This window comes from Betaproteobacteria bacterium (genome assembly GCA_016709965.1).
Lineage (GTDB): Bacteria > Pseudomonadota > Gammaproteobacteria > Burkholderiales > Rhodocyclaceae > Azonexus > Azonexus amarohabitans.
The window spans coordinates 800041-812029 of the sequence record JADJLT010000001.1; the positions used below are offsets into that span (position 1 = coordinate 800041).

The window sequence follows — 11989 nt, forward strand, 5'->3', positions numbered from 1 at the left end:
CATTGCTGCGGTCAACCGGAAAAAACGGCCAAAATTGAAACTTTCGTGATCCGCCCTTTTCAATCAAAAAAGACAGACGAATGGATCAGTTGTGCCCATTCCAGTAGGTCAGGCTTTGGGGAAGGTCAGACTCAAAAAGGAACCCGTGTTGTGTCCCTGATGTTTCCAAGCGCTGGGTACTAGTGCTTATCGTTTCAAAACGAAATAAAAGTCTCGGATAACTAACCCGCTTGCGAGAGTGCTGTCATCGAAGTTACCCCCGAAAACTTTTCGTGCCACTTCATTCTTACCCTGCTGAAATAGCTGCGGATAAATCCGTCGCTGGGCCTGATACACAAGTTTGCAAAGATGGCCGTCACCAAGTCATCCGGGAAAGCAATTATCTGCTTGCCTATTCGGCAGATGTTTCAGCCGCCAGTGCCGCGATGGCGGCGGGGTAATGCTGCTCGGCCGAATGCTTGAGCCAGATCAGACTCTGCTCTTTATCTTTCACCTGACCTTTGCCCGTGCGGTACATCACGGCAATGGCGTATTGCGCCTCGGCGCCACCGGCCTGGGCCGCTTGCATGAACAGGCGTGCTGCTTCGTCAAGGCTACGCTCGACGCCGCGGCCAGCCTCATACATCCAGGCCAGCCGGGTAACTGCCGTGATATCGCCGGCATCAGCCAGCTTTTTGTACAACACTGCTGCCTCAGCATGCTTGCCGGCGTTGGACAGCAATTCGGCGCGCTCGAATTCCGTCGGCGGCCGGTTGGGCTGATCAAGCGAAGCAAGCCGGGCCGCCGCGTCGCGGTCACCATGCTCAGTAGCCAGACTTAGAAAATGACGGGCCTTGTCGAGATTGCGGGTTGCAGGGTCAGTACCGCTGTAGAGCATGCCGAGGCGGTATTGCGCCTTGAAACCGCCAGCATTGGCCGCTGCCACATAGAGCGATTCCGCCTTCTTCAAATCGCGACTCTCGCCCAGCCCATCCTCGGCCAGAATCCCGAGATTGAACAGCGCATCCGGATTACCCAGCCCGGCCAATGTTTCCCAGATGTGCCGGGCTGTGTCGTAATTGGCCATCTTGAACTCGGCATAAGCCTTGTAATTGCCCATTGCCGGGTTCTTGATCCAATCCTCGGACGTACTATCCTGAGCGCCGGCCTGAGCGGAAAACCCGGCGATTGCCCAAATGATCGCCCAGCAGCCAAACATTTTTCGATTCATTGTTGCCTCCTGCCGGATTGGTTGAAGTTCTATTGGGTTCTTGCCCGGCTGTTAAGCCAGACCCGGCCTGTTGGCGAAAGTTCGAAACAAAGTGGGGTTGATTGCGAATCGTAGCGCCCAAAGCTTAAACGGCCATCCGCATTGCTGACTGAAAGCGGCGGGAGACAGGTGGCCAAATCCGTGCCTGCTTTCGAATCCGGCGGTAAAAAATTTCGACCTGTTCCGTGACCTCGATTTATTGAGGCAGGGAGACCTTGTGTCATCGATCAACTCACCATAATTAAGCCATGAGCTCTGTTCCGCCGCAGGCTTGGCGGATTTTGGACGGGACGTGCTAATTGCTGATGAAGAAAGTTGATCGGTACTTTTTAATCATCACTGAATAGCACTTCTAACCAAATGGAATATATCGCTGACTGTAACGCTCCCGATTCACCGCGCAGGCGGGTGTAGAAGCAACTTTTTGGAGGGGCCGCTTTTTGCCGGCCGCCGCACTATGACATGAATCGCTCAGGATTCCTCTACCAGCTGCTGACGAATTCCCTGCAATTCCTCGCGTCGCGCTTCATCGGTCTCCGGGTAACTCATCTTGAGCGCCTTGAATGTCTTCAGGATGATTTGCGAGACGATTAGCCGGGCATTTTTCTTGTCGTCAGCAGGGACGATGTACCAGGGGGCGATTTCGCTGGTTGTAGCGCTCAGGCAGTCTTCGTAGGCGAGCATGTATTTATCCCAGTATTGCCTCTCCTCGATGTCTGCCTCACTGAATTTCCAGTTCTTGTCGGGATCATCAATACGTTTGAGGAAGCGCTTGCGCTGTTCGTCCTTCGACAAATGCAAGAAGAACTTGATGATTCGCGTGCCGTTTCGATGCAGGTGGGCTTCCAGGTCGACAATTGAGCGATAGCGTTCCTGCCAGATCGTTTCTTCGTCAAACACACCATCCGGTAGTCGCTGACCGATCAATATCTCCGGATGCACGCGAACGATCAGCACTTCCTCGTAGTAAGAGCGATTGAAGATGCCAATGCGACCACGTTCCGGTAGCGATTGCGTGCTGCGCCAGAGAAAGTCGTGCTCCAGTTCAGTGGCGCTTGGATGCTTGAAACTGAATACCTGGCAACCCTGCGGATTGATGCCGGACATGACGTGCCGGATGGCGCCATCTTTTCCGGCCGCATCCATGGCCTGAAAGATCAGCAGCACCGCATAGCGATTGGATGCATAGTGCAGCTTTTGCAATTCACTCAATTTATCGACATGTTTTTGAAGTAATTTCCGATACTTCGATTTCGATTTGTAGAAAGGCTTGACCTCAGTGGGCCATTTTTTCAAATCGACCGTTTTGCCTTCCGGCACCCGAAAGTCCTTGAGATGAATTTTCATTTGAATCCTTTCTGAATTGCATTCAACTTTGCTGCGTCCGGAACCGCCTCAATACCTGCCATCGAGCCGTTGGTGATCCGACAACTCGACCAATCGTCAAACCTTGGGCAAGGATCGAGAAAACGACCACGAAAAAGCTAAGCGTCAGGATCAGGCTGTGCGATTCGCCAGCCGGAAGCGATAGCGCCATGGCGACCAGTTTGCTGACACGGTAAAAGAAGTTCATTCAGCTTTTTCACAAGACAAGGATCAGGCCGATCAACGCCGCCAACAGTACTCCCCACAGCATGATGGAGATACGCGTGGCCTTCGCAGCTCGATCCTTCTCCAACCAGCTTGCCGGACGAATCCCCTGAACCAGAAATGTCGTCACGCCAGCCAGGTTGATGCAGATCAGGTTCATCAAAAACAGCGATAGCGCTCCGCTGGCCATCACCAGATGCCCGCTGCCCAAAAGCAGGCCGAACGTCACTAGTGGCGGCAACAAGGCTACCGCCACCATGACACCGATCAGCGTTGCCGACACCCCGGTGGTAAATGCCAGCGCCCCCGCCGCGCCAGACGCCAGGGCAACGACAACATCGCCCAGCGCCACGCCATTTCGTGACGCCACCTCCGGCAATGCCGGGTCCACCTGCAGCACCACGCCGAGGATTACCGACAGCGCCATCACTGTCCCTGTTCCGGCCACACTTGTCTTCAGCGCGCGCCACAGCAAGGGTAAGTCGCCCAAGGTCGTGGCCAAGGCCATGGCCATGTTCGGTCCCAGCAAGGGGGCGATCACCATGGCACCAATGATGATGGCTACGCTGTTGTAATACAGGCCGATGGCCGCCACGATCGTGGACAGTGCCACCATGGCCAGATAGACCCGCGAGCAGTGCGCGGCATCTTTAATATCTTCATACAATTCCTCCCGGGCGATCCGCTCGGGCGATTTTTCTTCAGGCTCGGCTTGTTCGGGCTCGGCAGTCGGCTCTGGTTCGGCACGAGGCAAGGTTGCCTCGACAGGAAGAATCACCACCCGTTTGCCATCCTTATTGGTATAGCGACTCTCCAACAAGTCCAGCACTGCCTCGAGCTGTTCCGCGTCAAGCAGTATCCGCACCAACACTTCTTCATCTATCAGCCGAATCTGTCGGTGTTCGAGCAGTTCGTGGGCCTTGAGAAGCTCGCGAAGCTCCGCGCCATCCTTTTCCGGCAAGACGATCTCTATTAATCGCAAGGCCATAGTATTGCCATTCTTTCTTTATTCGATTCCGAATCTCCGGCATGCCGCCCCTGCTGCCAAGTAGCAGCAAGGTGGATCAAAGTGCATTTACAAGGTTTTGTAGGGCAGCTCAATCACTTCGCAGGCTTCGCTGTGCTGAAGCACTTCCAGCCAAGGTAAAACTTCATCCTTTTCATCTCGCAGCAACAACAGGAAATGGCCGTCCACGATGGCCTGATGCAGGTGATCGAGCTGCTCTTGCGGGATACCCATGCGGTGCATGACCGAGGCCAGATGGGTCAGGGAAGCAGCACCAGCCATTGCGGCACCGCCAGTGGTGGCGCCAGCAATGCCACCGCCCAATGTGACAACAATCGCTTCGACAACCGGGCCGGCAGCAAATATCGGCCCCACTACCGGCAGCACGAACATGGCTGCTGCGCCGGCCAGCATTCCCCAGAGCCCGCCCCAGAGTGCGCCTTGCCTGGCCCAAGCCTGGACTCGTGAGCCAACGCCCGAATAATAGATGCCGAGCACGTCGTCACCCGATGCATGTACACGGCCGAGTACGGAAAGCATATCCAGGGCAACACCCTTGTCGCGGAGTTGCTCGATGGCATGTTGCGCCTTGGCTTCGTCATCATATATCCCGACCAGAATCACTTGACCGGAAATGCCCTTGGCGATTTGTTGATTCATTTTATTCTCCTGCTCAGGCCAAGCGCCTTGCCCAGCCTTGGTTGGCCATATTTTTGGTGAAAGCGGGCAACTAGTCGGACTCCGCTCATTGGTGCGATGCCCATTTTTTGTCGCGCCAATCCGGACACGACTTGTTGCGGCGGGGGCTTGGAGTCCGGCAGCCCCTTGCCTACCAAGGCTGGCGCCAGAGCTTCTGCGGGTTTGAAGCTATCGACCATCGAACCGGTAATCAGGATCATGGCATCGTCTCCTTGGTCAGCGCCTGTTCTGCGTTGAAGCCCATGGTCTGAATCAGCACGCCGATCACTGCCACGGCATTGTAGAAGATCGCTGGCGTCAAACAAATGTTGATCCATTGGCCCGTCGCAAGGCTTGCCAAAACAACCGGGAGCACGAGAAATGCGATGGCCGGATTCCTCTATTTATTTCGCATTCCCTCCGGAGTTTCTCCCGATTACTGGGGAACTTCACTGATGTCGTAATTCTCCGCTTTGGCACCGGCAAGTCTGTGCGATACCCCACATAACTGGAATATCCTTCTGGCCTGAATGTTGACCGAATCCTGGTGAGAGCCACTCCTGCCGCTCGAGCGTTATGCTTTGAAATTCGGGAGAGTGCCCCCTGAAATAGAGGTCGTGACGGCCATGGCGCAGAACCTGTTGAGCATGAAGCGGCGTACACCTGGCTTCAATACAGGGAAATAGACTAATGATCTCAACGACACCGATCGCGTGTTATCTCAAAGCCGGACAACAGGTGATTGCTATTCACTACACAACATTGATAAAAACAAGAAATGCCACCGCCAGATACCCCTCACGACTTGTGCACCCCACGAATACTGTATAAACTACTGTATATCGTATCACCGGGGAGACCGCCATGTGCGAATGCTACGAACTCAATGCAAAAGCCAGCGCGCTGAACAGGCGCTTCCCGCTGCTTCGGCTTGCTCAGGCAGACATGCCCCGTTCGTTTGAAATGCACCCGACTGATCCGGTATTGATGATTACTTCGACTGGTAGCGGCCATATGGGCAGCACGGCTCGCTGGGGGCTGGTTGGCAGTTTTCTCGACCATGAGCCGCGCAACCCGCTTATCACCTTGCCCGGTGTAGCTCTCTCCTGCCGGCCGTTCTACAGCAAAATTCTCAAAAGAAACCGCTGCCTGATCCCCGCCACGGCCTTTCATGCATGGCAACACTTGGCAAATGGCGCGCAGAAAATGCGGATCAGCGGACCCTGTGGTGAATTGATGATGTTCGCCGGCATTTTCGACCACCACCCACTGGCGGGAACCACTTGCGCCATTTTGACCAGCGGCGCCAATGCCGCCGTTGGTGCAATTCAAGAGCGCATGCCGATCATTCTTGAGCAGGAAGTGTGTAATTTCTGGCTGGGCGAACACGCGGATTTTCCGGACGCTGAATTCGAGGCGGTGCTGAATGCCCCTTCTCAATACAGACTGAAGATTGAGCCGGTGATCGAGGAGGCGCCCTCACCTCAGTTGGCACTGGCGTTCACCTAGCCGCTTCTTGCTGCAGTGCAAGATTCGGAGCGCCAAGGCTGAAAAAATTCAGTATGCTAAGTGTGATTTCGCTGCGCTAAGGCAGCACTCATTTCACCAAGCAACCAAGGTCACGACATGTTCGACAATCTTGCAGGGTTTTTCATCCAATGGGGCATCACCTCCTTATGCCTGTGGGTGGCGAGCCTGGTATTTACGGGTATACGTTTTTCCAGCACCTCGTCACTGATCGTCTCGGCGCTGCTCCTCGGTTTTGCCAATGCCGTGCTGCGGCCACTGCTGGTCTTTCTGACTCTGCCTTTAACACTGGTGACACTGGGCTTTTTCCTGCTTGTCATCAACGCGCTGATGCTGTTGCTGGTGGCCAAGGTGGTCAGCGGTTTTCAGATTTCCGGCTTCTGGACGGCCTTTTTTGCCAGCATGTTCATCTCGATTTTGAGCATGGCACTGGGAACACTGGCGCCGAATTCGGAGATGACGATCTACCGCCTGCCGGAGCAGCCGGGACAGAGAATCTCCATTTAGCCCCTCGCCATGAATCAACCCGCTTATTGGATTCTGCGCGCCGAGCATCGGCTGCTGACCGTCGCCGGGAGCGATACCGATGCCGTCTTCCCGTCTGGCCTGGCTGCGGAATTCGGCCACCCGGAAAGAGCCTTGAGCGTTGGCGAGCTGAATGGCCTGCCCTGCTATGCGGCCGATGTCGAGTATTTCCCCGAACTTGCCGCGGGCGTCGCCATGCCACTGCGCGCCATTTTCCAGCTGGCTGGCGCCGATATTTTTGCGCTGGCCGGGCGCGCCACGCAGTTGCTGGACTGGCAGAACAACCATCGCTTTTGCGGCCGGTGCGGCACACCGACGGCCATGAAAGCCGGTGAACTGGCGATGCAGTGCCCCGCTTGCGGCCTGCTCGCTTACCCGCGCATTTCTCCAGCCGTCATGGTTCTGGTGCGCGACGGTGACAAGCTGTTGCTCGGCCGCAGCCCGCATTTCAAGCCGGGCGTATTCAGCGCCCTGGCCGGCTTTGTCGAGCCGGGCGAAACGCTGGAGGAATGCGCCGCCCGCGAAGTCCGCGAAGAAGTCGGTGTTGAAATCTGCAACCTCCGTTATTTCAACAGCCAGCCCTGGCCTTTCCCCAATTCGCTGATGATTGCCTTCTTTGCCGACTATGCCGGCGGAGAGGTCACGCCGGATACCAGGGAGATTGAGGCCGCCGGGTGGTTCGCCATCGACGCCCTGCCCATCCTGCCGGAGCCGATCAGCATTTCGCGCCGATTGATCGAGGCTGCCTTGCAAGCGCAGGAGAAATTTTGATATTCTGCCGTTTTTTCCGGTTGACCGCAGCACAGTCTTTTTCCCTGTCGAACGTCGACATATCACTGTTTCAGCGCGTCAAAAAGACAACCGGCAACCGACTCATTCAATGATTCCGGCCCCAGCATCCCTGCAGCCTTCCTTCATGCCTCACCGCACCAACCTCTGTGCGACGGCACATGCAACCGACTCGAAAATACCAAAATGAAACAACGAAAAATCAAGCTCCACCGCCATCCCACGGCTCATCCTGAAGCGCGAGCCAACCTGCTTTTCGTGCATGGCGGCTACGTCGATTCAAGCTGTTGGCAACATTATTTCATCCCGTTTTTCCAGGAGCAGGGTTACGACTGCTATGCCGTCGACCTCGCCGGCCATGGCGCCAGCGAAGGCCGGGAGCACATCGATGATTTCGGGATAGCCGACTATGCGGCAGATGTGGCGCACGCGATGGCCCAGATCGACGGGCCGACCATCGTGATCGGGCACTCGATGGGCACCATGGTTCTGGAGCGCTATCTCGAAACCGGCGACGCCGTTGCGGCCGCATTTCTCGCGCCTGTTCCACCCACCGGCACGCTACCCAGCGCCATCAGCCTGACGACGCGTTTTCCCGGCTTTCTGCAAGCCATTGAACGCGTCCTTGACGGGCAGCGCTCCGACGAAATTGAAGAAGTGCTGACGCGTGTCTATTTCGCCAAGGACATGTCCGTACGTGAAGCCAGACGCTTCATGAATTTCGTCGTTCCTGAATCACAGAAAGCCATCGCAGAAATGGCCACGGCCTTGATGGTGCGCCCGAAATCGCGCCGCAAATTGCCGGTGGTCGTCATGGGCGGCGAGGAAGACGCCGTGTTTTCGAGTTCAATGCTGTATTTCTCCGCCGTGCCGTGGCGGGGTGAAGTGCGACGCCTGCCGAATCTGGGGCACGTGCTTATGCTGGATACCCAATGGCAGTCTGCAGCAGACAGTCTGCTCGAATGGATGGAAAAACTGGAAATCGTCAGCAGCTGCAGTGCCTGACATCGTCATCTACGGCCGGCGCAGGCCCGGCATGGCCAAAAATAGTTCGCCATGCCGGGCAGAGTCCGACCGATTCCAATTGCTAACGCGTCGCAATTGCAAAAACTTGTCCTGGATCATCTGGCCGAGGGAAAATCCGGCGTAAAGTAGCGTTTGGCTCGGCATATGCCGAGTATTGAGTAACACCTGAAGCCCTTAGAACGTGACCACTCCTTCCCCTGCCGCCAATGCCATCCTGCTCGTCGGGCACCCTAACGTCGGCAAATCAGTCCTCTTTCATCGCCTGACCGGCGCCTACGTTAATGTTTCGAATTACCCCGGGACCACTGTCGAAGTAACCCGGGCCAGCGCCCGTTTCGACCGAGAGGCGATGCTGCTCGACACACCCGGCGTGCTCGCCCTGCCTTCGCGCAGCGACGACGAACGGGCGACCATGCAAGCCCTGCTCAACGAGTCGTCGCGCTGCCTTGTGCAAGTCGGCGACGCCAAGAATCTGCGCCGCACCTTGACGCTGACGGCGCTGCTGGCTGAACTCGGCGTGCCCATGGTGCTGGCGCTCAACATGCACGACGAAGCAGCGGCCCGCGGCGTCATGGTCGACATTCCCGCACTCGCCGAAGAACTGGGTATCCCGGTCCTCGCCACCGTTGCCACCGGTGGCGAAGGCATTGGCGAACTGACTAGCGGCATGACCCACGCCCGCCGCGCCGAAGCGCTGCTGCGCTACGACCCGGAGATCGAGGCCGACATCAAGCGCGTCGCCGACGCCATTACCCGCCTGGCGCCGCATCCGTTACTGGCCGCCCGTGGACTGGCCATTCTGTACATGGGCGGCGATTCGGTCGTCGCCGACTGGCTGGCCGAGCACGCCGGCGACAATCTGGCCCAGATCGAAGCCCTGCGCCAGGCCGCGTCAGACCGCGCCGACGGTGATCTCCCCGCCCTGCTGGCACGCGAACGCACTGAAGCGGCCGATGCGTTGGCGACCAGCGTCATCCAGCGCGCGCTCAAGAGCAGCCCCTTGTTGTCACAGCGCATGGGGCAGTATGTCGTGCATCCGGTCTGGGGCATCCCCATCCTGCTCGCCGTACTGTATGCGGTCTATCAGTTCGTCGGCGTCTTTGGCGCCACGACGCTGGTCGGCCTGATGGAGAAAGACCTTTTCGAAGGGATTCTGAACCCGGCTTTTAGCGATTTCGTCACCGCCACGATCAGCCCGGTCTGGCTGCAGGAATTGCTGGTCGGCCAATACGGCTTGTGGACCATGGGCATGACCTACGCGCTGGCGCTCATCCTGCCCATTGTCAGCACGTTCTTCTTTGCCTTCGGCATCCTTGAGGATTCCGGCTATCTGCCGCGACTCACCGTGATCGCCAACCGGCTGTTTGCCATGATCGGACTGAACGGCCGTGCCGTGCTGCCAATGGTTCTCGGGCTCGGCTGCGTGACCATGGCGACGCTCACCACGCGCATTCTGCACAGCCGTCGCGAACGGCTGATCACCATTTTCCTGCTCGCACTGGCCATTCCCTGCTCGGCGCAATTGGGCGTGGTCCTTGGCATGCTCGGCGGGGTATCGTTCTCTGCCGTGCTCATCTGGGTGCTGGCCATGGTCGGCGTTCTGCTCCTGGCCGGCTTTCTTGCGGCCAAACTGATCCCCGGCCGCCGCATCCCGCTGGTCACCGAACTGCCGCCGATGCGCCTGCCGATCATCGCCAACGTGATGAAAAAGACCGGTGGCCGGCTCAAATGGTATCTAGTCGAAGTCATCCCCCTCTTCCTGCTCGGTACCTTCATCATGTACGCGATGGACAAGAGCGGCGTACTGCCGGCCATCATCGAAGCCGGTGAGCCGCTGGTATCGGGCTGGCTCGGATTGCCGAAGGAAGCCTCCGCGGCTTTCGTCATGGGCTTCCTGCGTCGTGATTTCGGCGCCACCGGCCTGTTTGCGATGGCCCATACGCTGAGCCCGATCCAGGCGGTGGTCGGCATGATCACCATCACCCTGTTCGTTCCCTGCTTTGCCAGCCTGATGATGATGGTCAAGGAACAGGGCAGCAAGGTTGCACTCGCCATGGTGGCCGTGATTGTGCCCTTCGCCTTCCTTATCGGCGGGCTGTTCAATATCGCGCTGCGCGCCCTCTGGTCATGAGCCCCGCCCACGAAGTCCGCCTGCCTCTCGCCTTCATTCCGCCCGGTACCGAGGTTCGCCTGGCCGCGCTGGGCGATGAAATCGACCCGCTCCAGCGCGAGCAGCTGACCGCCTACGGACTGGCGACCAATCGTCCGCTCCGGGTGCTGCAACAACGACCAATGACCGTGATTCTCGCCGACGAGGTTGAACTGGCCCTCGAGCATGCGGTCGCACGCTATATCTGGGTGGAAAAGCTGGCCCCGGGCGCCTAAAATAGGCGCTCAGGCAAGCCAGCCAATTTCGCCAGCCAGCCGTAACTTTCAACCATCCAGGGAGTACGCAATGAAGGGCGACAAGAAAATAATCGACATCCTCAACGAGCTGTTGGCCGGTGAGCTGACCGCTGTCGATCAATACCTGATCCACGGCGAAATGTACGCCGACATGGGTTTCCAGAGCCTTGCCGACAAGGCGATTCACGAATCCGAGCACGAGCTGACCCACGCCCGCGCGCTGATCCAGCGCATTCTGTTCCTCGAAGGCACGCCAAATCTGGCCAAGCGCGAAGCCCTCAAAGTCGGCAAGAACGTCCCGGACATGCTTAAATCCGACCTTTCCGTTGAATACAAGGTGGTCGGCGACCTCAAGAAAGCCATGGCCGCCTGCGAAAAGGCACAGGACTACGTCAGCCGCGACATGCTCGGCATCCAGCTTGAAGATACCGAGATGGACCACGCCTATTACCTCGAAAAGCAGCTCAAACTGATCGAACTGGTCGGCCTGCATAACTACCAGCAGAGCCAGATGGGCTCCGGCACCCCGGTTTAAGGAAGAGCGACCATGAAAGGCGACAAGAAAGTCATCGAAGCCCTGAACAAGGTGCTCAAGAACGAACTGACCTCGATCAACCAGTATTTCCTGCATGCCCGCATGTTCCGCAACTGGGGCCTCGAAAAGCTCAACGACTACCAGTACAAGCAGTCCATTCGCGTCATGAAGGAGGCCGACGAAATCATCGAGCGCGTACTCTTTCTGGAAGCCCTGCCCAACCTGCAAAATCTGGGCAAGCTGATGATCGGTGAAGACGTCGTCGAGTGCCTGCAGTGCGATCTGAAATACGAACGTGAAATCCAGCGCCCCCTGCTGGTCGAATCCATCGCCTTGTGCGAAACATTGCAGGATTACGTCAGCCGCGATCTGCTGGAAGAATTGCTCGAACACTGCGAAGAAGCCATCGACTGGCTGGAAACGCAGCACAGCCTGATCAAGAGCGTCACTCTGCCGAATTACCTGCAGGCCTACATGGAGCCGGGCGGAGACTGAAACCGTTCGCACTCGCAGCAGCCGCAGCACCTTGCTGCGGCTTTTTTTCGCCGTGGAGTCTCTCCCTTCACGGCAGGGCTCGTGGCCAATCGCTCAGTCATGGCCTTGTGCACCTGCAGTGCAAACTTGGTGCCCGTTCTGGCCCATTGCGGTTGGGCGCCCT

Annotated in this window: 15 protein-coding genes; 8 read left to right on the forward strand and 7 right to left on the reverse strand. The window is 57.4% G+C overall.

The window, feature by feature from the left end; translation table 11 throughout:
* Positions 1-391: 391 nt before the first annotated feature.
* The 7 genes from IPJ12_04035 to IPJ12_04065 all read right to left on the reverse strand — a co-directional run bounded on the left by IPJ12_04035 (position 392) and on the right by IPJ12_04065 (position 4899).
* Positions 392-1198, reverse strand: a complete 807-nt coding sequence (locus tag IPJ12_04035; protein MBK7646339.1) for a sel1 repeat family protein — start codon at positions 1196-1198, stop codon at positions 392-394.
* Positions 1199-1720: 522 nt separating this feature from the next.
* Entirely contained in the window at positions 1721-2596 is an 876-nt protein-coding gene (locus IPJ12_04040; GenBank protein ID MBK7646340.1) for a polyphosphate kinase 2 family protein, read from the reverse strand.
* Positions 2597-2618: 22 nt separating this feature from the next.
* On the reverse strand, positions 2619-2822 hold the full coding sequence (locus tag IPJ12_04045; protein ID MBK7646341.1) for a hypothetical protein: 204 nt from the start codon (positions 2820-2822) through the stop codon (positions 2619-2621).
* Positions 2823-2831: 9 nt separating this feature from the next.
* On the reverse strand, positions 2832-3827 hold the full coding sequence (locus tag IPJ12_04050; GenBank protein MBK7646342.1) for a TIGR00341 family protein: 996 nt from the start codon (positions 3825-3827) through the stop codon (positions 2832-2834).
* Positions 3828-3914: 87 nt separating this feature from the next.
* Positions 3915-4505: a hypothetical protein gene (locus tag IPJ12_04055; protein ID MBK7646343.1), complete on the reverse strand. Its 591-nt coding sequence runs from the start codon at positions 4503-4505 to the stop codon at positions 3915-3917.
* Positions 4502-4744, reverse strand: a complete 243-nt coding sequence (locus tag IPJ12_04060) for a hypothetical protein (GenBank protein ID MBK7646344.1) — start codon at positions 4742-4744, stop codon at positions 4502-4504. Before IPJ12_04060 ends, IPJ12_04055 begins: the two co-directional genes overlap by 4 nt.
* Positions 4741-4899, reverse strand: coding sequence for a hypothetical protein (locus IPJ12_04065; protein MBK7646345.1), 159 nt, complete (start codon positions 4897-4899; stop codon positions 4741-4743). Before IPJ12_04065 ends, IPJ12_04060 begins: the two co-directional genes overlap by 4 nt.
* Positions 4900-5387: 488 nt before the next feature.
* Here IPJ12_04065 and IPJ12_04070 point away from each other — a divergent pair, with 488 nt between their 5' ends.
* The 8 genes from IPJ12_04070 (at position 5388) to bfr (IPJ12_04105) (ending at position 11826) form a co-directional block, all read left to right on the forward strand.
* Positions 5388-6032, forward strand: a complete 645-nt coding sequence (locus IPJ12_04070) for an SOS response-associated peptidase family protein (GenBank protein ID MBK7646346.1) — start codon at positions 5388-5390, stop codon at positions 6030-6032.
* Positions 6033-6149: 117 nt separating this feature from the next.
* Entirely contained in the window at positions 6150-6557 is a 408-nt protein-coding gene (locus tag IPJ12_04075) for a phage holin family protein (GenBank protein ID MBK7646347.1), read from the forward strand.
* A gap of 9 nt (positions 6558-6566) precedes the next feature.
* Positions 6567-7346: an NAD(+) diphosphatase gene (gene nudC / locus IPJ12_04080; GenBank protein MBK7646348.1), complete on the forward strand. Its 780-nt coding sequence runs from the start codon at positions 6567-6569 to the stop codon at positions 7344-7346.
* A 204-nt stretch (positions 7347-7550) separates the two neighbouring features.
* On the forward strand, positions 7551-8369 hold the full coding sequence (locus IPJ12_04085) for an alpha/beta fold hydrolase (protein MBK7646349.1): 819 nt from the start codon (positions 7551-7553) through the stop codon (positions 8367-8369).
* Between the two features lie 202 nt (positions 8370-8571).
* Positions 8572-10521 carry a ferrous iron transport protein B gene (gene feoB / locus IPJ12_04090; GenBank protein ID MBK7646350.1) on the forward strand — a complete coding sequence of 650 codons (1950 nt, stop codon included), beginning with the start codon at positions 8572-8574 and terminating at the stop codon, positions 10519-10521.
* On the forward strand, positions 10518-10775 hold the full coding sequence (locus tag IPJ12_04095) for a ferrous iron transport protein A (GenBank protein ID MBK7646351.1): 258 nt from the start codon (positions 10518-10520) through the stop codon (positions 10773-10775). The genes feoB and IPJ12_04095 overlap by 4 nt, the downstream gene beginning before the upstream one ends.
* Positions 10776-10845: 70 nt before the next feature.
* Complete coding sequence (gene bfr / locus IPJ12_04100; protein ID MBK7646352.1) at positions 10846-11331, forward strand: bacterioferritin; 486 nt, start codon at positions 10846-10848, stop codon at positions 11329-11331.
* A gap of 12 nt (positions 11332-11343) precedes the next feature.
* The gene (bfr, locus tag IPJ12_04105) at positions 11344-11826 is read left to right on the forward strand and encodes a bacterioferritin (GenBank protein ID MBK7646353.1); all 483 of its coding nucleotides are present in this window, start codon (positions 11344-11346) and stop codon (positions 11824-11826) included.
* Positions 11827-11989: the final 163 nt, after the last annotated feature.

Excerpts from the sequence above, each read along its gene's own strand:
- IPJ12_04055 (MBK7646343.1), bottom strand. The coding sequence starts at position 4,505 with ATGAATCAACAAATCGCCAAGGGCATTTCCGGTCAAGTGATTCTGGTC.
- IPJ12_04050 (MBK7646342.1), bottom strand. The coding sequence starts at position 3,827 with ATGGCCTTGCGATTAATAGAGATCGTCTTGCCGGAAAAGGATGGCGCG.
- IPJ12_04045 (MBK7646341.1), bottom strand. The coding sequence starts at position 2,822 with ATGAACTTCTTTTACCGTGTCAGCAAACTGGTCGCCATGGCGCTATCG.
- nudC (MBK7646348.1), top strand. The coding sequence starts at position 6,567 with ATGAATCAACCCGCTTATTGGATTCTGCGCGCCGAGCATCGGCTGCTG.
- IPJ12_04075 (MBK7646347.1), top strand. The coding sequence starts at position 6,150 with ATGTTCGACAATCTTGCAGGGTTTTTCATCCAATGGGGCATCACCTCC.
- bfr (MBK7646353.1), top strand. The coding sequence starts at position 11,344 with ATGAAAGGCGACAAGAAAGTCATCGAAGCCCTGAACAAGGTGCTCAAG.
- bfr (MBK7646352.1), top strand. The coding sequence starts at position 10,846 with ATGAAGGGCGACAAGAAAATAATCGACATCCTCAACGAGCTGTTGGCC.
- IPJ12_04035 (MBK7646339.1), bottom strand. The coding sequence starts at position 1,198 with ATGTTTGGCTGCTGGGCGATCATTTGGGCAATCGCCGGGTTTTCCGCT.
- IPJ12_04085 (MBK7646349.1), top strand. The coding sequence starts at position 7,551 with ATGAAACAACGAAAAATCAAGCTCCACCGCCATCCCACGGCTCATCCT.
- IPJ12_04095 (MBK7646351.1), top strand. The coding sequence starts at position 10,518 with ATGAGCCCCGCCCACGAAGTCCGCCTGCCTCTCGCCTTCATTCCGCCC.
- IPJ12_04040 (MBK7646340.1), bottom strand. The coding sequence starts at position 2,596 with ATGAAAATTCATCTCAAGGACTTTCGGGTGCCGGAAGGCAAAACGGTC.
- IPJ12_04070 (MBK7646346.1), top strand. The coding sequence starts at position 5,388 with ATGTGCGAATGCTACGAACTCAATGCAAAAGCCAGCGCGCTGAACAGG.
- IPJ12_04060 (MBK7646344.1), bottom strand. The coding sequence starts at position 4,744 with ATGATCCTGATTACCGGTTCGATGGTCGATAGCTTCAAACCCGCAGAA.